Here is a 15,869-nt window from a genome sequence, read left to right on the forward strand (position 1 = left end):
TCGAACGAGCGGGCAGCACCCGGGCGATGTCCGCGGCTACCCCTGTACCGATCCACTAGGTCATCTGATCGTCGATCGCGCCTGATCAAACAGCGCAACCCGAAACCAGGAGTATTTGAAATGACCAAGATCGCTCTTACCGCCGCCGCCCTGCTTGTCGCCACTGGCGCCGCCTTCGCTGGGTCGGACCACTACAACCCCAATGAGGCCAACCGGCCGACTGCTTCGGTCGACAGCTCGTTCACCGCTTCGATCAAGAATTCGGGCGCGAATGTCCAGAAGCCGGCGGCCCAGGCCGCTGATCAGGATCTTTTCGGCAACCGCTGAATGGCCTGGTTCCAAGACCTCGAGCGGCGGGCTTGTCCCGCCGCTCTGTTTTTCTACAGCCGGCTACCGGCATTGTGAAATCGCTTCACAAGTATTTGTATCACAAGCATTTGTAATCGTTTGTCTTTTTCTCGGCGAAGTTTGGGCCGAGGCTGCCGGGGCCGCTAAAGAAAGCGAGCGGGCCGGGAATAAATCCCGGCCGCCGCGGGTCTTGTCGGCAGCGGGGTCATCCTCCCAAGGCCTCCGCCCCGATGAAACCGAACGAACAAGGAAAACCGAAATGACCAGGATCGCTCTCACCACTGCCGCAATGCTTCTCGCGATGGGCTCCGCCTTCGCCGGCAGCGATCACTACGACCCCAATGACGCCAACCGGCCGACCGCCGGCGTCGACAGGGCCTACACGGCCTCGGTCGGCAAGCGTGAGGTTGCCAAGCAGGCCGATGTCGATACCTCGATGACGACAGGTTCGGCTGGCTCCAAGGCTTGGTCCGACCCGGGCCAGGGCATCTGGGGCAACTGATCTTTGACGCTTTGAACTGTCAAAGGTGGCGGACTGCTCCGCCGCCTTTTGTCTTATGCGGCGAGCAACACCGATCCAGTGCGAGGAGATCGACGGTTCGCTCTAGGCCAAATCCTTCGGCCGAACACAATGCGTCAGGCGCGCGCCGTGAAAGTCGAGGTCTACCCAATCCTCGTCCAGCGTGAACCGCGCGAGCGCCGCCGTCGGGAACTTCGCTTCGATCTTCTTGAAGACAGCCTCATCCGATCCGGCGCCGGCCAGCCGCAGCGCAAAATGCTGCAGGCCGGGATTGTGGCTGATCACCAGCAGGCTCTCCGCCTTGGCCTGCCGCACACGCGCCAGGATGGCGCCGGCCGCCGCCTCGTAGAGTTCCTCGGCAAATTGTGCCGGCACATGCTTGGGCAGTTCGGCCGCGACCAGCCGCCAGGTGTCGCGGGTGCGCAGCGCCGGCGAGACCAGCGCCAGGTCCGGCAGCCAGCCGCGCCGGGCAAGCTCGCGCCCTATCAGCGGCGCCGTCTTCAGCCCGCGTGGCCCGAGCGGCCGATCGAAATCGGCGAGGGAGGGATTGTCCCAGCTCGACTTGGCATGGCGCAGGATAAGCAGCTGTCTCACGGGCATTGATGCCTCTACGGCGTGATCCGCGCCAGCTGTTCGAGGTCTCTCTCCTCGCGCAGCGGATCCGGCGCCATCACCACCGAGGTGGCGTTTTCGGCATCGTCGGCGAAATGGGCAAGCACGGTGTGGCCCTTTTCCATGCGCGCTTTGCCTTCCGCAACGAGCCCCAGCGCCAGCGGGTAGAGCCGGTGCTCGACCTTCAGCACCCGCGCGGCCAGCGTGTCCTCATTGTCGCCGACCATCACCGGCACGGCGGCCTGGGCGATGATCGGGCCGTCGTCCATCTCGGGGGTGACGAAATGCACCGAGCAGCCATGGATGCGAACGCCGGCGCGGATCGCGCGCGCATGCGTGTCCAAACCCTTGAAGGCCGGCAGCAGGGCAGGGTGGATGTTGACCATGCGCCCCTGCCATTTCTCGACGAGGCCGCGGCCGAGAATCCGCATATAGCCGGCCAGGGCGACGATGTCTGCGCCGAAGCCGGTAAGCGCGGCATCGATCGCGGCGTCATAGGCATCCTTGCTCGGATGGTCGGCGCGCTGGATGACCTTGGTGGCGATGCCGCGCGACTGGGCGATGCCGAGGCCGGCCGCGTTGGCGCGGTCGGAAATGACGCCGACGATTTCCGCCGGATAGCTTGGATCGGCGGCCGCGGCGATCAGCGCCGTCATGTTGGAGCCGCGTCCCGAGATCAGGACGACCGTGCGTTTCCTGCTCATAGGCCGATCGAGCCCCGATAGATGACGCCAGCGTCTCGGCGCGGCACGATGCGGCCGATCGGCGTTACCGTTTCGCCGGCTTCCTGCAGCACTGCCGCCACTTGCGCCGCCTGGCCGGAAGCGACGGCGAGGACCATGCCGATGCCGCAGTTGAAGGTGCGCATCATTTCTTCCGGCGCCACGCCGCCGGTCTTGGCCAGCCACGAGAACACCGGCGGCACGTCGATTGCCTCGAGATCGAGCTCGGCGGAGAAATCCTTGGGCAGCACGCGCGGAATGTTTTCCGGGAAACCGCCGCCGGTGATGTGGGCCAGCGCCTTGATGCCATGCGTGTTGCGGATCGCCTTCAGGATCGACTTCACATAGATGCGCGTCGGCTCGAGCAGCGCTTCCGCGAGACTCAGTTCCTCGTTGAACGGCGCCGGATCGCTCCAGCCAAGGCCGCTCGTGGCAACGATCCGGCGCACCAGCGAAAAGCCGTTGGAGTGCAGGCCGGACGAGGCAAGGCCGAGCAGCATGTCGCCCTCGACGATGTCGTCGGTCGGCAGCAACTGGCCGCGTTCGGCAGCACCCACGGCAAAGCCGGCAAGGTCATAGTCCTTGTCGTGATACATGCCGGGCATTTCCGCCGTCTCGCCGCCGATCAGCGCGCAGCCGGCCTGCCGGCAACCTTGCGCGATGCCGCCGACGATCGAAGCGCCCTGGTCCGGGTCGAGCTTGCCTGTGGCGAAATAGTCGAGGAAGAACAGCGGCTCGGCGCCCTGCACGACGATGTCGTTGACGCACATGGCGACGAGGTCGATCCCGATCGTATCGTGCTTGCCGGCGTCGATGGCGATCTTGAGCTTGGTGCCGACGCCGTCATTGGCCGCGACCAGCACCGGGTCGGTGAAGCCGGCGGCCTTCAGGTCGAACAGCCCGCCGAAGCCGCCGATCTCACCGTCGGCGCCCGGCCGGCGCGTCGTGCGCACCAGCGGCTTGATCTTCTCGACCATCAGGTTCCCGGCATCGATATCGACGCCAGCCTCGGCATAGGTGAGCCCGTTCTTGCGCTTGGCCTGGTCGCCGTTGCTCATGGTCGGCTCGTCCCTGTTTGTCATTGCGGGCTCTTCGCATGAATGGTTTCGGGGAGCAAGGATGACGGTCGTTCCTGCCGATAAAAGCGTCGAAAGCGGAGGCGGCCAATCTCCCGCGCAAACGGATTGGCAGCTTCGCCGTCCCGCTACTTGCGCCCACCCGCCATCTCCCTCATCTATTCCCCAACAAAGGACCACGACGGAACATCACGTGACCCTTCCCAACATGATCACGATCATGCGGCTGCTGCTCGTGCCCGCGGTGGTGTTGGCCATGCTGCAGTCGCTTTGGGGTTGGGCCTTCGCCGGGTTCCTCGTCGCCGGCATCTCCGATGGCGTCGATGGCTTCATCGCGCGCCGCTGGAACCAGTCGTCCAGCCTCGGCGCCTATCTCGATCCGATCGCCGACAAGCTTCTGCTGGTCTCGGTCTTCGTCGTCATGGGTTTTGCCGGCGAACTGCCGCTCTGGCTGGTGGTGACCATGGTCTCGCGCGACGGGTTGATCGTCTGCGCCGTGCTCTTGTCCAGCGTCATGAGCCATCCAGTCGAGATGAAGCCGCTCTTCGTGTCGAAGGCCAACACCGCGGCGCAGATCGTGCTGGCGGCGCTTGTGCTGGGCGAGTTGGCCTTCTCGGTGCATCTCGGCCCGCTGCGGACCGCGCTCATATTGCTGACCGGGGTCTTGACCGTGGCTTCGGCCGCAGCCTATCTCGTGGCTTGGCTAAGGCATATGAGCGGCTATGGCGAAGGCTCCCGGACGAGCAACTCCCAGACCGGCGACATCAAGTCGGGCATCGGCAAGTCGGGCGGCTCCAACATGGGCGCCTGACAATGACGCCGCGGTGATCGCGGCCGACGACGGCTCGGGCGGGCTTCGCCGCCAGGCCTTTTTCTGGCTGGCCACGGCTGTCCTGCTGGCGCTGTTCCTCTATGTCTTCTCGGGCATCCTCCTGCCTTTCGTCGCCGGCATGGTGCTCGCCTATTTCCTCGACCCGGTCGCCGACTGGCTGCAGCGGCTCGGCCTCTCGCGCCTGATGGCGACGGTAGTGATCCTGATTGCCTTCATCGTCGTCGTGGTGCTGGCCTTCGTTATCCTGGTGCCGGTGCTGGCCACCCAGATGGCCGATTTCGCCCGCAAGCTGCCGGAATATCTCACCCGCCTGCAGTCGCTGATCACCAGCTTCGACCCGAAATGGCTGGAGCAGCGCTTTGGCGTCAACGCCGCCGGCCTGCGCGACGGGCTGAACTCGCTGCTCACCACCGGCTTCGGGCTGCTCACCACCGTCTTCACCTCGATCTGGAGTTCGGGCGTGGCGCTGGTATCCGTCGTCAGCCTGTTCGTCGTCACCCCGGTCGTCGCCTTCTACATGCTGCTCGACTGGGACCGCATGGTGGCGGTGGTCGACAGCTGGGTGCCGCGCGACTATGTCGAGACGGTCCGCGCGCTCGCCCGCGACATCAACACCGCCACCGCCGGCTTCGTGCGCGGTCAAGGCACGCTCTGCCTGGTGCTCGGCGCGATGTATGCCACGGGTCTGACGCTGACCGGGCTGAACTTCGCCATCCTCATCGGCTTCTTCGCCGGGCTGATCTCCTTCATCCCCTATGTCGGCTCCTTGACCGGGCTGGTGCTCGCCGTCGGCGTCGCCTTCGTCCAGTTCTGGCCGGACTGGACAATGATCGTGGCGGTGGCCTGCGTGTTCTTCGTCGGCCAGTTCATCGAGGGCAACATCCTACAGCCGAGGCTGGTCGGCAAAAGCGTCGGCCTGCATCCGGTCTGGCTGATGTTCGCGCTGTTTGCCTTCGGCGCGCTGTTCGGCTTCGTCGGCCTTTTGATCGCCGTCCCGGCCTCGGCGGCGATTGCCGTGCTGGTGCGCTTCGCCATCGGCCGCTATCTCGAATCGCCGCTTTACAAGGGTCACGCCGCCCGGCCCGTGCCGCCATTGCCAGCCGATCGCGGCGGCGGCCATCGTTCGAAGCGGGGCTGAAATGGCTGCTCAGCCAGCCGATACGCCGCGCCAGCTGCCGCTCGATCTCGGCCACGGCACCGGCTATTCGCGCGACGAACTCGTCGTCTCGGGCACCAATGCGCAGGCGGCATCGCTGATCGACCGCTGGCCGGACTGGCCGTCGCCGGTGGTCGTGCTGGCAGGGCCGCCCGGTTCCGGCAAGACGCATCTCGCCCGGATCTGGCAGGATCGGACGCATGCCGTCGCCATCGATCCCGGCCGGATCGACGAGCACATTGCCGGTCTCGGCAGCAGGCCGGCGCTCATCGACGATGTCGACAAAGGCCCGATCGACGAGCAGGGCCTGTTCCACCTGATCAACGCCGTGCGCGGCGCGGGCTCGACGCTGCTTTTGACGGCGAGGCGGTTCCCCTCGGCCTGGCGCGTCGCGCTGCCCGATCTCATCTCGCGGCTGAAGGCGGCGGCGACGGTCGAGATCCACGAGCCCGACGACCTTTTGCTTGCCGGCGTCATCACAAAGCTGTTCGCCGACCGCCAGGTCGAAGTCGAGCCGCATGTGGTGCAATACCTGGTGCGTCGCATCGAGCGTTCGCTCGGCACCGCGATGCGCGTTGTCGAGCGCCTCGATCGCGCCGCCCTCGAGCGCAAGACGCCGATCACCCGCGCCTTGGCCGCCGAGACTGTCAGCGCCATGGACGAGGGGCAGGGCGAGTTCGATATCTGAGGCCTGTCACGCCCATAGTCCGGCCAGATGCCGGGCCAAAAGATAGACTCTCGTGTGCGCCGCCACATAACAGGCGGCGACTAGGATGAAGAACATCAGGCCGGCGGACCGCGACCGGGCTACGCCGCCATTCCTCTTGCTGGGCCGGTTGTTCCAAACCCACAGGGCAGCGCACAGAATTGCCCAGACCACCATCACCGCAACCGTAAAGCCGTAATAGGCCAGATAGGCCGGGCCGATCAGCGACAGCAGAGCCTCGAGAACGGGCATCGAAAATCCCCCTGGTTCGAAGTCTAGACCGGCGACAAAGTTGGAGGCGAGGGATTATTCGAGCCACGGCAGGCGTTTCCGTGATCAACCCGTGGGAGCACGCGGCGTAGCCGTCCCATTCCGGAACAGTCTTTCCGGCATCGCTCTTGCAACGCGGACAATGCCGGTTGATCCCGGCCCCGGTCGCGTTCCAGATCGGGTTGTAGGCTCGCCGGGCTCGAGGTGTTGGGGTTCTCGCCCGGCGGGTTTACCGCCGATTCGCCCGCGCCGTTGAATGGCTGGTTCCGCTTGCCCGTGAGCCTGTCCCGCGCCGAGCAGCAAGCTGCCACCATCTATGGCGAGGCCGCATTGACGCGCGTCGTTGAAGAGGGGAGGACCATAGGTCGCGGAGTACCCATGTCAGCTGTCCTGGAAACATCCGCAACGACGATGATGTCGGTGTTGGCGTCCCAATTGTCCCTGTCCTTCCGGCTGTAATGCAGGGACGGCGAGACCGATTTGGTCTAGGAAGGAAGCAATGGTCGGAGTGGCAGGATTTGAACCTGCGACCCCCTGATCCCAAATCAGGTGCGCTACCAGGCTGCGCTACACTCCGACGTCCCGCGGCGTATAGGGGGCGCACGCCCGGAAGGCAACATAAAAACCGAGGTCGGAACTGACGATGCGGCTCAGCGTCTCTGGCTGGCGATCTTCCTGGCGATCGCAGCGCCCTGGATCCTTGCATTGGCAAAGCAGCCGCGAATGCTCGGCCGCATGCCGGTGAACCAGAGTCCGGGCAGCTTCGGGTCGTTCGCGGCGCCGTTGAACAGCGGCACGCCCTTGGCGTCGAGCACGCCGAGCCCGCCCAGCATCGTCTCCAGCCCGGTGCGGTAGCCGGTGGCGGCAATGACGATGTCGGGCGCGATCGTCTGTCCATTGTCCAGCACGACGCCGTCGCGCCTGAATACGCGCAGCTGCGGCACCACGATGATGCGTCCGGCCTTGATGGCATCGACCGCGCCGTCGTCGGCGGCGATCGCCGTATAGTCGGAGCCGAGCCGGCTGGCGCCGCCCGACGGGGCAGGGGGCAGGCCGTATTTCGTCAGATCCCCAAACACCAGGCGCTGCGTTGCCGCCATGACCGCATCCGCGAGCCGTGTCGGCAGGCTTGCCATCACGGGCGAGATGCGATGCACCGCGATCTTGCCGACGCGCTTGGGCAGCAGCGAAGGTCCGTTGCGCGCCGAAAGCCACATCCGGCCCGTCTCGACGCGGGAAAGATGGTTGAGCGCGTCGAAGCCGGAATTGCCGGCGCCGACCACCAGCACCTTCTTGCCGGCATAGTCGCTCGCCTTGCCGAAATCGGCCGAGTGGATGATCGATCCTGAAAAATCCGCCATGCCCTTCCAGGCCGGGATGAAGGGTTGCCGGTCGCGCCCGGTGGCGACCACCACATATCGCGCCGCCTTCAAGCCCGCGCTTGTCCGCAGCAGCCAGTGGTCGCCACGAAATTCGATCCCGTCGACCTTGACGCCGAAGGCGATCGGCAGCCTGTGCGTCTCGGCGAAATCGTTGAGATGGCGGATGACGGCGCTGCGGTGCGGGAAGGCCGGCGTTCCCGCGGGATAGGAAACGCCCGGCAGCGAAGAAAGATCGCGATGCGTGTTGAGGTGCAGGTTGTCATGGCGGCGATGCCAGGGCTCGGCCAGCCGTTCCTCGCGTTCCAGGATCTGCATCGTCACGCCGGCCTTGGCCAGCGCATGCGCGGCGGCAAGCCCCGCGGCGCCCGCGCCGATGACAATTGCGCCTTCCAGTATCGCTGGCTCGCCGACCCCCGACGGCAAGACTTTCGCTTCCGCGCCCATACGTGTCTTTATCGCCGTCATCATGCCTTCAACTGGCACGACCATGTATCTGACATATGCCGCCCACGGGCCAAAAGGAATAGGCCTATGTTGCAAAGACCTCCGGCATTGTGTCGCGGATTTTTGCAAGCGCCGGCTAATGAACCGGGTCGGCGTGGCGATGCACCAGCTTGAACGCGCCGTCCTCCAGCCGGAACACTTCCGTGACCCGCAAGGTCATCTCGGTCGCCTCGCCGTTTCTGCCCATGCGCGCCTTGGCATGCTGCAAGCCACTCCAGAAGGCCAGATCGCCGCTTGCCGACGCCTGCAGCACCTCGAGATCGGTGTTGCCGCCCTTGTGGAAGCTCGCAGCATCGCGCTCGTAACGGCCGGCAACCGCTTCGGCCCCTTCGAGATGGTCGCCGCGCGGCGAGAAGAACGTCGCCGGCCCGGCACGGGTGACGATCGCTTTCAGCGAGGAGGCGTCGCCGTTGACATAGTCCCCGGCAATCTTCTCGCGCTGCTTCATGAAGGCATCGAAGGACGAGCCGCCAGGATGCACCGTCCTGATCCAGGTCTCCAGGCTGGCCATGAAATTCTCGAGGAAGGTGGCGGTGTCGGCGTTAGTCACCGCGCCTTTGTCGTCCAACAGCTCCGAGACATTGCCTATATAGGCCTCCGGCTGCTGCATCACCGGCATGTCGAGGAAGACGAAGGTTTGTCTCAGCGCATGGTTGGAGCCGAAGGCGCCGATCTTGCTCGGGCTGACGCTGACGACCCCCGCGGGCAGGCCCTTGAACACGCTCTTGCCCGGCGGCCGCGAGCCGACATCGAGCGCATTCTTCAGACAGCCCGGGATCGAGCGGTTGTATTCCGGGGTGACGAACAGCACCGCGTCGCATTCGCGTATCGCCGCGCGGAAGGCCGACCACGCCGCCGGCGGGCTGTCGCCGTCCAGATCCTCGTTGTAGAGCGGCAACTCGCCGATCTCGATGAAGCGGCAGCGCACCGAATCCGGCGCGCGGGCGGCGAGCGCCTTGGCGATCTTGCGGCTGAAGGATTGGGCGCGCAGGCTGCCGACAAGCACGGCGAGCTGCAGGACGGGGTGTTCGGTTGCATTGGTCATGGCGAACGTCCGCTTCTGATGGATGGTTCACGGGAAGGCTGGCTCCGGCCCGCCGCCCGACCTTTCGATAATGTCGCCGGCGCGGCGAGGTTCCCAGCGCCGTGGGAACGCAGGGGCGCTTGCGGCCTTGCCGCCGCGCCGATTGCACAGTAATGACGGATTGGCGTGAAATCGGGGCTTCCGTAGGATCCCCGGAGGCGCTGAACGAGGTGCCCGGTCTTCGGGCGGCAAAGAGGTGGTCATGTCCGCGCGCATTTTCAGTCCAGCCAAAACTGCGATGCAGTCCGGCAAGGCCAAGACCGGACATTGGGTGCTGGAATTCGATCCCGCCCAGCGCAAGAAGATCGATCCGCTGATGGGCTACACCACCTCGGGTGACATGCTGAGCCAGGTGAAGCTCACCTTCGACACGAAGGAAGAGGCGATGGCTTATGCCGAGAAGGAAAAGATCGCCTATCGCGTCGAAGAGCCGAAGGAAGCCAAGCGCCGGCAGATTTCCTATTCGGACAATTTCCGCTATGACCGCAGGACGCCCTGGACGCACTGACTTCCCGAGTCTTGCCTCGCCTTGGCGTAGCGCGCATCAGCCGGCCCGGCCGGCCGACGGTCCCGTAGCTCAGCTGGATAGAGCACCGGCCTTCTAAGCCGATGGTCGCAGGTTCGAATCCTGCCGGGATCGCCATTTTCTCCGGGTCCGTCCCGGACATATGGGGTTACGGTTTGTACCGGAGACATGGGTAACACTTTTTGGCCCGAAGGGGTTCTGGAGTGGTTCGAGGGCGTCGAGGGCGCGTTCATCCTGCTGCCGCCGGTCTATGATTCCGAGTCCGATTTCCCGGACGTGCTGCCGAGGATCGCCGTCATTCGCGAAGCGCTCTATGGGGCGCAGCCACCTAAGGTGGTCGTGCTGTCGACGATTGGCGCGGATGCGGCGCGGCCCAATCTGCTCAATGTGTTGCGCCTGCTCGAAGAGGCGTTCGCCGGCCTGCCCGTGGCCGTCATGTTCCTGCGAGCCGCATGGTTCATGGAAAATGCAGCGTGGGATATTGCCGCGCGCGTGACGAGGGTGTCATCGACAGCTACCTGCAGCCGCTCGATCGCAAGATCGCGATGATCGCGGCCGCCGATGTCAGCAGGACGGCTGCCGAACTTCTCCTGGAGGATTGGAGCGGCCACCGCGTGATTGAACTGGAGGCGGGGCAAAGAGTGTCGCCGAACCAAGTCGCCGCCGCCTTCGCCAAGGCCCTCGGCCGCGAGGTCGAGCCGCGCATTGTGCGGCGCGAGCGCTGGGAGGCGATCTTTCGCGAGCAGGGCATGCGCTATCCCGAAATGCGCATGCGCATGATCGACGGCTTCAACGAAGGCTGGATCGATTTTCGTGATCTGAACGATGAAAGGCGCAAGGGGGGATCGGGATTGACGAAGCGATTGCTGGTCTCCTTGACGCGGGGTAGGCGATGAATCTGCTGCGGCGGACGTGATTTGCCGACCTATCGAAGTCCCGTCTGTGAATATTTCTAGCTTGGTGCGACATTCTTGCGGACCGCGACATCCTTTTTGCTATGATACGGCCTTCTCGTTTTTGGCAGGGGGCGAGACATCGCCAGTTGGAATGCCCGGGTTCGCCCGGGCAGTGCGAGGGCTATGTCGCTGCGTACCGAGGTGAGTTCAAAGTGTCGACTTTTTCGAAGTGGTTGAAAGATGTTCGCCACTATCTGCCTGAGAACGTGTCTGTAGGGCGCCACACCTACGGCGTGACATGGCGAAAGATACTTTACTGCTCGAAGGACTCTCCGCTGAGAATCGGAGCCTTCTGCTCCGTCGCTCGTGAGGTGCTTTTCATGTGCGGCGGGCAGCATCTCACCGACAGCGCGACCTCCTTTCCAATCTACAGCCGCATGCTGGACCAGGGCGACCCCGTTCCGAACGCCGGCAGGCCCGGCGGGATCACGATTGGCAATGATGTTTGGATTGGCTATGGCGCCATAGTACTTCCGGGCATCGAAATCGGCGACGGTGCGGTCATCGGCGCCGGCGCAATTGTCACCAAGGACGTGCCGCGCTACGCCGTCGTTGGTGGATCTCCAGCCAAGCTGATCAGATATCGCTTTCCGCAGGAAATCATCTGGAAGCTGCTGGACATTCAATGGTGGCACTGGGACGACGACAAGATCAAGAGCGAGGCGGCCATCCTCACCGGTCCGATCGAGACTTTCATTGCCAAGCATTTTGTGGCAGGCGCCGGGGTGAAGCAAGCGGGTTAGCTAGGCCGGCAGCAAATGACGAAATCCTGTTTCTTTCTGGCGACGGATGCCAAATATTTTCCCTATGCTTGCCTGGCGGCGCGCCGGGTGCTGGACGTGTCGCCGGCGACAGACGGCTTTATTTTGCAAATGAATGTCAGCGCGGCCGATCTTGCCGCAGCGCGGCGATTGCTCGCCGATCGCGTTAGCGTAATCGATCTCTCGCAGATGATGCAAAATGTGCGCTTTTCGCCCGGCCATCTGAGCCTCGCGGTTTATATGCGGCTGTTCGTGGACGAGATGGCCGAATTCGCCCCCTACAGCCGGGTTGTCTATTTGGACAGCGACGTGCTCTTCAACCGGTCGGTCGTCGACCTGATGGAAACCCCGCTGAACGCGCCGCTTCTGGCAGCCCACGATGTTCAGTCGTATTTCGAGCCGAGATATCGGGAGCGCCTTTCCATGCAGCCCGGCGCTCCATATTTCAATTCTGGCGTTCTTTTGCTCGATCTGCCCTGGATCAGAAGAGATGGCCTATTGGGCGCGGCTCGACACTTTGCTTCGCTTCGCGTCAACGGACTAGATCAAGGCGCATTGAACCTTGCATTCGAGGGCAAATGGCAGACCCTGCATCCTTCGTGGAACGCCATGACCAACTACAGTTGGCAGATCCCGTTCAACGGCGCCTTTGCCCGACACTTCAGCTGGGGCAAACCTTGGGACAAGGTACCGCTCGGCGTCGAACGCGCTGCTCTCGACATCTACCGCGGCTTGGCGCGCGGCACGCCTTGGGAGGCTGCTTTCAAGCGCCGTGTTCCTTTCGAGCGCGGCCAGATCAAGCGTTTCATCCGGCGCTTTGACAAGATCGGCAGTCTTGTGACCAACCGCGAGCGCCTTCGCCGCCGCGCCCGCTACGACGGCGAGAAGGTGTATGAAATCTTCGCCAGGCAAGCCGACGAAGGTGCGATGGCGGCACAGTTTCCCGAGGTGCTTGGCGACTTTGGCTGAACGGTCCGCGGCGACGGGCTGTGGATTGTAACCACCCGGTTGCCACGCGCCGGCGCTTGCGTTGCGGCCCGGCATCCCACTCACCGAAATGGAAGGGCCTGAACCCGTCAGGCCCCCGAAGCCCAGCGGCCGGCGTTTTCATGTGCCCAACGGGATGCGTGCTTGAACGTGTTCCGGAGTATGCGTCGGCCGCCGCTTCGCCCTCATGGAAAACAAAAGCCCGCCGCGGCAATGGGAAACCACGACGGGCTTGGCGGCGTCCCCGGTGGGACGCCATGGGAAATCGAGGCTACGCCAGCAGGCCGGCGACCTTGGCCGCCTTGCGCAGTGTCTTGCGGGCTTCCACCGGGCTGCGCAGACCGTCGAGCGCATCGCGGCAGACGCGGCTTGCCGAGCGCCAGGCGCCGTCGCGCGCCTGTCCCGGCCAGCGTTGGTCGAGGCATTCCATCGCTTCGAAACAGCTTGATACCTTGCGCTGGCCGTTTGGCTGGAAATCGATCACGACCGGTTCGGAAAACCAGACATCGTTCATCACTTCCTCCGTTCTTATGATCGTCTTTTGGGCAAGCAAGCGACGCCGGATGGCGTCGATGCAGGCCGAGGGCGATTGCCGACCCGCGCGTTAACCAATCACCGCGCATTAGGTTCCGAAGAATTTCAAACCGACGATTGGCAGCGTCCGGACGGGCCCCATGGGCCGGCGGATACGCGATCCGGACGGCTGAAAAATCGCGTGACCAAAGTCACTGACGTGCCCTCGCGGACGGCGCTAATGAATCCGGCAGGCTGATGAAAACGCGGGAAGACCTCTCATGCTTATCGCCGTGCTCGCATCCACCATGACCGTCGCCACCTTGATGGCGACCGCTTTCGGCCTCTACGAGGAAATGCGGCTGAGCCGTGCCCGCGCTGAAACTGATCGTTTACGCGCGTTTGGAACGGCGCGTCGGTTTTCCGTCAAGTCGCGCGATCGATAGGCCCGACGCCGCCAGGCATGTTCACTCCGCTTCAGCTGGCCATGTGCATCTTTCGGGCCGGAATCCTGCTTTCTCCGGCGGTGTTCGCGGTGCTGGTGCTCTTGTGGCTTTACTATCGATAGGCGGGCTTGTGGAACGCCGGTCCGCTCTATTCCACCAACACATGCGCCTCGCGCGCGGCGACAACAAAGGCCTCCCTGGCATTGTCCGCCGCGACGTCGCCGCGGATCGCCCGGCGGCACGCGCGCAGCGCCGCGCCGTGCGGCGCGCTGCCGGCATCGCGCCATTGGCCGGTCAGCAGTTCGACAGCCTGCTGGCGGATCGAGCCGGAAACGCCGACGGCGACTTCGACCGGCCTCGAAAACCATCCTTGGATCATCGCCAACCTCCCGAAAAATGTCGGAGAACGATATATTTTACCGTAGAGTTGCCCCGCGAAACGTCAACTTAACGTGAAGCCGTCTCACCGGTGCGGCACGCGCTGCTCACCGTCCAAGCGGCCTTCGCGAAAGCTCCATCAGTTCCGCCTCGTCGGTGATGCCCGCCATGTAATTGGCGAGGATGCGCGAGGCGCGTGCCTCCTTCTGCTCGGCGGTCTCGCCCTCGACATTGCCGTTTTCGTAGACACGGCCGAGCATGGCCGTCTCGTCGGGGGTGAATGTGTTGCGTACGACGGACATGGCTTCCTCCTACAGCCCGGTCCCCTTTGCCCGGCTAATATTAGCACGCTTCGAGATTGGGAGTGAGTCGCGGCAACATCGTGGCCGAGGTCTCTTCGACCGGTCACGCCGGCTGCGGTGCTTGCATGCCCACAGTTGGCCATTGCTTTGCCGGCCTCGTTATATTCTTGCCGAATGAGCGCTTCGCTGATACGCATTAGCAGCGTGGAATTTTTCCGAGTCTGCATTGACTTGCGCCCAGAAAAGCACCGCGCGTTCTGTCCGAGACCAACAACCCCGACGTGGTGGCAACCGGGTTACGAAGGGGTTCTGGTTGAAAAGAAGCAGGGCAGGTCCCGTGTCCAAATCGGGGCATGCTCACCAACGCTCTGGAACTCTGAAGCCATCGCCCCCATGGCCTTCGGAAGAGCATGAACCACGGGGAAATCGATGGTCACCAAGAAACTTACCGCCAACGCAGAAAGCGCGGCAGCCTTTCTCGCGGTGATGGGCAACGAGAAGCGTCTGCTCATCATGAACTACCTGGCCGAGGGCGAACTCTCTGTCGGCGTGCTCGCTGACAAGGTCGAACTCAGCCAATCGGCGCTGTCGCAACACCTGGCCAAACTGCGCAGGTTTGGCCTGGTCGAAACCCGCCGCGATCGTCAGATGGTCTATTACTCCTGCAAGTCTTCGGCAGCGCGCGAACTCCTGGCGCTGCTCGATGGCCTGCTGGCTATGGACAAGCCGCTTGCCGGACCGGCAAGGCAGGCTTTTGTCGAGAGGATGCGGCGGCCGCAGGCCGCCTGAACTGCCTGCACGCACGGACGAGGCCGGGGGGCCTTCGTCCGGTGCGGCGCTCGATGGCGTGGACGAGAATAGACAGCAATGCGACAGGCAAAGCGCTGGTTTGCGTTTTGCCGGTTTGTTGTAGTCTTACGAATTCTTAATTTAGCGGCCACAAGTCTGCCGGGAAAGCGTCCGAAACGGGAAGACCTGTCAAAAGGAGCCCTTCGGAATGGCCCTCGCCATGACCTACACGTCCACCCAGAAGTTCCTTCACTGGACACTATTCGCGCTCGTCGTCCTGCTCTATGCGCTGACCTATGGTGACGCTTTTTATTCCCGCGGGGATCCTGCGGTCGCATTCTTCTGGCGGTTGCACATTTCGTTTGGCCTTCTCCTGGCCGCGCTCGTGTTCTGGCGGGTGGTGCTGCGCGGCCTTAGGGGCGCGCCTGGCCTTCCGTCGGAAATGCCCGCTGCCGAGCAGACAGCGGCGAAGATCGGGCATTTCATTCTCTATGCCCTGCTCATCGCCATCCCCGTCCTCGGGATCCTGTTGACCTGGTTCCGGGGCGACACGTTGAGCTTCTTCGGCCTGTTTACGATTCCCGCACCCTTCGCCCCGGACAGGGCGACCGCACGCACTATTCGCGAGCTTCATTCGCTCTGCGCGAACGGCATATTGATCATGGCCGGCTTGCACGCCATGGCTGCGCTTTATCACCACTTCATTCGCCGGGACACGGTGCTGACCAGAATGTTGCCGCGGAATCGGTAGTCAGCCGGTTTCCGCTCCATCACTTTTGATTGAAGGCGCCGTGACGGCGCGATCGCGGACGCTCGCAAGACTATGATAACGTGCCTCTTTTTGTTGGTGTCGCCTGATCCTGCCGGGCCGAAGATTACAGATTTGTAAGTCGCCGGGCCGGGCGCTGTTGGCTAAATTTCGAGTCGATCCACACCCCCGGATCATGACGGTGCCGAGCTTCCACTTCGGCTCCGTAAGAGGCCCGCCGCTCCCGGCGG

The 15,869-nt window shown here is 63.7% G+C and carries 22 protein-coding genes and 2 tRNA genes; 14 read left to right on the top strand and 10 right to left on the bottom strand.

From position 1 onward, the window contains the following. The first annotated feature begins 120 nt into the window (after positions 1-120). Complete coding sequence (locus tag FJ424_RS07060; RefSeq protein ID WP_140648058.1) at positions 121-327, top strand: DUF680 domain-containing protein; 207 nt, start codon at positions 121-123, stop codon at positions 325-327. A gap of 280 nt (positions 328-607) precedes the next feature. Further along, a complete protein-coding gene (locus FJ424_RS07065; protein ID WP_140651885.1) occupies positions 608-850 on the top strand; it encodes a DUF680 domain-containing protein in 243 nt (80 codons plus the stop codon). 102 nt (positions 851-952) lie between these two features. Here FJ424_RS07065 and FJ424_RS07070 read toward each other — a convergent pair whose 3' ends face one another. The 3 genes from FJ424_RS07070 to purM are packed head-to-tail and all read right to left on the bottom strand — an operon-like array spanning position 953 to position 3,260. Further along, positions 953-1,468: a histidine phosphatase family protein gene (locus tag FJ424_RS07070; RefSeq protein WP_140651887.1), complete on the bottom strand. Its 516-nt coding sequence runs from the start codon at positions 1,466-1,468 to the stop codon at positions 953-955. Positions 1,469-1,476: 8 nt separating this feature from the next. Continuing rightward, a complete protein-coding gene (gene purN / locus FJ424_RS07075) occupies positions 1,477-2,184 on the bottom strand; it encodes a phosphoribosylglycinamide formyltransferase (protein WP_140651889.1) in 708 nt (235 codons plus the stop codon). Then, positions 2,181-3,260: a phosphoribosylformylglycinamidine cyclo-ligase gene (gene purM, locus FJ424_RS07080; RefSeq protein ID WP_140651952.1), complete on the bottom strand. Its 1,080-nt coding sequence runs from the start codon at positions 3,258-3,260 to the stop codon at positions 2,181-2,183. The genes purN and purM overlap by 4 nt, the downstream gene beginning before the upstream one ends. A 211-nt stretch (positions 3,261-3,471) precedes the next feature. Here purM and FJ424_RS07085 point away from each other — a divergent pair, with 211 nt between their 5' ends. Genes FJ424_RS07085 through hdaA form a run of 3 tightly spaced genes read left to right on the top strand, consistent with a single transcriptional unit; the run spans position 3,472 to position 5,954 of the window. Continuing rightward, on the top strand, positions 3,472-4,089 hold the full coding sequence (locus tag FJ424_RS07085) for a CDP-alcohol phosphatidyltransferase family protein (protein WP_140651891.1): 618 nt from the start codon (positions 3,472-3,474) through the stop codon (positions 4,087-4,089). A 13-nt stretch (positions 4,090-4,102) separates the two neighbouring features. Further along, positions 4,103-5,248 (top strand): AI-2E family transporter, encoded by a 1,146-nt coding sequence (locus tag FJ424_RS07090; protein WP_140651892.1) that lies wholly within the window; start codon positions 4,103-4,105, stop codon positions 5,246-5,248. 1 nt (position 5,249) lies between these two features. After that, a complete protein-coding gene (gene hdaA / locus FJ424_RS07095) occupies positions 5,250-5,954 on the top strand; it encodes a DnaA regulatory inactivator HdaA (RefSeq protein ID WP_140651894.1) in 705 nt (234 codons plus the stop codon). A 6-nt stretch (positions 5,955-5,960) separates the two neighbouring features. Here hdaA and FJ424_RS07100 read toward each other — a convergent pair whose 3' ends face one another. The 4 genes from FJ424_RS07100 to FJ424_RS34285 form a co-directional block, all read right to left on the bottom strand. Then, positions 5,961-6,224: a hypothetical protein gene (locus tag FJ424_RS07100; protein WP_140651896.1), complete on the bottom strand. Its 264-nt coding sequence runs from the start codon at positions 6,222-6,224 to the stop codon at positions 5,961-5,963. Positions 6,225-6,742: 518 nt separating this feature from the next. Further along, positions 6,743-6,819 (bottom strand) — tRNA-Pro (locus FJ424_RS07105). A 73-nt stretch (positions 6,820-6,892) separates the two neighbouring features. Continuing rightward, positions 6,893-8,068, bottom strand: coding sequence for an NAD(P)/FAD-dependent oxidoreductase (locus FJ424_RS07110; protein WP_140651954.1), 1,176 nt, complete (start codon positions 8,066-8,068; stop codon positions 6,893-6,895). A gap of 136 nt (positions 8,069-8,204) precedes the next feature. After that, a complete protein-coding gene (locus tag FJ424_RS34285; protein WP_140651898.1) occupies positions 8,205-9,173 on the bottom strand; it encodes an NAD(P)H-dependent oxidoreductase in 969 nt (322 codons plus the stop codon). Between the two features lie 241 nt (positions 9,174-9,414). On the opposite strand from FJ424_RS34285, the gene FJ424_RS07120 reads away from it, so the two are divergent. From FJ424_RS07120 to FJ424_RS07145, 6 genes are all read left to right on the top strand, one after another. Then, complete coding sequence (locus tag FJ424_RS07120) at positions 9,415-9,720, top strand: ETC complex I subunit (RefSeq protein WP_140645008.1); 306 nt, start codon at positions 9,415-9,417, stop codon at positions 9,718-9,720. A gap of 58 nt (positions 9,721-9,778) precedes the next feature. Further along, positions 9,779-9,855 (top strand) — tRNA-Arg (locus FJ424_RS07125). 51 nt (positions 9,856-9,906) lie between these two features. After that, positions 9,907-10,287 (top strand): hypothetical protein, encoded by a 381-nt coding sequence (locus FJ424_RS07130; protein ID WP_140651900.1) that lies wholly within the window; start codon positions 9,907-9,909, stop codon positions 10,285-10,287. Beyond that, on the top strand, positions 10,284-10,634 hold the full coding sequence (locus tag FJ424_RS07135; RefSeq protein WP_140651902.1) for a hypothetical protein: 351 nt from the start codon (positions 10,284-10,286) through the stop codon (positions 10,632-10,634). Before FJ424_RS07130 ends, FJ424_RS07135 begins: the two co-directional genes overlap by 4 nt. Before the next feature lie 212 nt (positions 10,635-10,846). Beyond that, complete coding sequence (locus tag FJ424_RS34290) at positions 10,847-11,437, top strand: CatB-related O-acetyltransferase (protein WP_281405427.1); 591 nt, start codon at positions 10,847-10,849, stop codon at positions 11,435-11,437. A 15-nt stretch (positions 11,438-11,452) separates the two neighbouring features. Further along, positions 11,453-12,424: a glycosyltransferase gene (locus FJ424_RS07145; RefSeq protein WP_140651906.1), complete on the top strand. Its 972-nt coding sequence runs from the start codon at positions 11,453-11,455 to the stop codon at positions 12,422-12,424. Between the two features lie 289 nt (positions 12,425-12,713). On the opposite strand, the gene FJ424_RS07150 is transcribed toward FJ424_RS07145, so the two are convergent. Continuing rightward, positions 12,714-12,956, bottom strand: a complete 243-nt coding sequence (locus FJ424_RS07150; protein WP_095816412.1) for a DUF982 domain-containing protein — start codon at positions 12,954-12,956, stop codon at positions 12,714-12,716. Between the two features lie 280 nt (positions 12,957-13,236). On the opposite strand from FJ424_RS07150, the gene FJ424_RS33495 reads away from it, so the two are divergent. Then, the gene (locus FJ424_RS33495) at positions 13,237-13,401 is read left to right on the top strand and encodes a hypothetical protein (protein ID WP_181167119.1); all 165 of its coding nucleotides are present in this window, start codon (positions 13,237-13,239) and stop codon (positions 13,399-13,401) included. 148 nt (positions 13,402-13,549) lie between these two features. Here FJ424_RS33495 and FJ424_RS07155 read toward each other — a convergent pair whose 3' ends face one another. Beyond that, positions 13,550-13,780, bottom strand: a complete 231-nt coding sequence (locus FJ424_RS07155; protein WP_140651908.1) for a DUF982 domain-containing protein — start codon at positions 13,778-13,780, stop codon at positions 13,550-13,552. A 106-nt stretch (positions 13,781-13,886) separates the two neighbouring features. Further along, a complete protein-coding gene (locus tag FJ424_RS07160) occupies positions 13,887-14,081 on the bottom strand; it encodes a hypothetical protein (RefSeq protein WP_140645003.1) in 195 nt (64 codons plus the stop codon). 429 nt (positions 14,082-14,510) lie between these two features. On the opposite strand from FJ424_RS07160, the gene FJ424_RS07165 reads away from it, so the two are divergent. Continuing rightward, complete coding sequence (locus FJ424_RS07165; protein WP_040988334.1) at positions 14,511-14,870, top strand: metalloregulator ArsR/SmtB family transcription factor; 360 nt, start codon at positions 14,511-14,513, stop codon at positions 14,868-14,870. A gap of 208 nt (positions 14,871-15,078) precedes the next feature. Next, on the top strand, positions 15,079-15,621 hold the full coding sequence (locus FJ424_RS07170) for a cytochrome b (RefSeq protein WP_140651910.1): 543 nt from the start codon (positions 15,079-15,081) through the stop codon (positions 15,619-15,621). Positions 15,622-15,869: the final 248 nt, after the last annotated feature.

Origin of the sequence: Mesorhizobium sp. B3-1-8, assembly GCF_006439495.1 — a bacterium.
Classification (GTDB): Bacteria; Pseudomonadota; Alphaproteobacteria; order Rhizobiales; family Rhizobiaceae; genus Mesorhizobium.

Bases quoted from the DNA above. Each gene is read 5' to 3' on its own strand.
- FJ424_RS07170 (WP_140651910.1), top strand. From the start codon at position 15,079: ATGGCCCTCGCCATGACCTACACGTCCACCCAGAAGTTCCTTCACTGG.
- FJ424_RS07155 (WP_140651908.1), bottom strand. From the start codon at position 13,780: ATGATCCAAGGATGGTTTTCGAGGCCGGTCGAAGTCGCCGTCGGCGTT.
- FJ424_RS07145 (WP_140651906.1), top strand. From the start codon at position 11,453: ATGACGAAATCCTGTTTCTTTCTGGCGACGGATGCCAAATATTTTCCC.
- FJ424_RS07060 (WP_140648058.1), top strand. From the start codon at position 121: ATGACCAAGATCGCTCTTACCGCCGCCGCCCTGCTTGTCGCCACTGGC.
- purM (WP_140651952.1), bottom strand. From the start codon at position 3,260: ATGAGCAACGGCGACCAGGCCAAGCGCAAGAACGGGCTCACCTATGCC.
- FJ424_RS07130 (WP_140651900.1), top strand. From the start codon at position 9,907: ATGGGTAACACTTTTTGGCCCGAAGGGGTTCTGGAGTGGTTCGAGGGC.
- FJ424_RS07135 (WP_140651902.1), top strand. From the start codon at position 10,284: ATGATCGCGGCCGCCGATGTCAGCAGGACGGCTGCCGAACTTCTCCTG.
- FJ424_RS07150 (WP_095816412.1), bottom strand. From the start codon at position 12,956: ATGAACGATGTCTGGTTTTCCGAACCGGTCGTGATCGATTTCCAGCCA.
- FJ424_RS34285 (WP_140651898.1), bottom strand. From the start codon at position 9,173: ATGACCAATGCAACCGAACACCCCGTCCTGCAGCTCGCCGTGCTTGTC.
- purN (WP_140651889.1), bottom strand. From the start codon at position 2,184: ATGAGCAGGAAACGCACGGTCGTCCTGATCTCGGGACGCGGCTCCAAC.
- FJ424_RS07065 (WP_140651885.1), top strand. From the start codon at position 608: ATGACCAGGATCGCTCTCACCACTGCCGCAATGCTTCTCGCGATGGGC.
- FJ424_RS07110 (WP_140651954.1), bottom strand. From the start codon at position 8,068: ATGGGCGCGGAAGCGAAAGTCTTGCCGTCGGGGGTCGGCGAGCCAGCG.
- FJ424_RS33495 (WP_181167119.1), top strand. From the start codon at position 13,237: ATGCTTATCGCCGTGCTCGCATCCACCATGACCGTCGCCACCTTGATG.
- FJ424_RS07165 (WP_040988334.1), top strand. From the start codon at position 14,511: ATGGTCACCAAGAAACTTACCGCCAACGCAGAAAGCGCGGCAGCCTTT.
- FJ424_RS07070 (WP_140651887.1), bottom strand. From the start codon at position 1,468: ATGCCCGTGAGACAGCTGCTTATCCTGCGCCATGCCAAGTCGAGCTGG.
- hdaA (WP_140651894.1), top strand. From the start codon at position 5,250: ATGGCTGCTCAGCCAGCCGATACGCCGCGCCAGCTGCCGCTCGATCTC.
- FJ424_RS07160 (WP_140645003.1), bottom strand. From the start codon at position 14,081: ATGTCCGTCGTACGCAACACATTCACCCCCGACGAGACGGCCATGCTC.
- FJ424_RS07100 (WP_140651896.1), bottom strand. From the start codon at position 6,224: ATGCCCGTTCTCGAGGCTCTGCTGTCGCTGATCGGCCCGGCCTATCTG.
- FJ424_RS07120 (WP_140645008.1), top strand. From the start codon at position 9,415: ATGTCCGCGCGCATTTTCAGTCCAGCCAAAACTGCGATGCAGTCCGGC.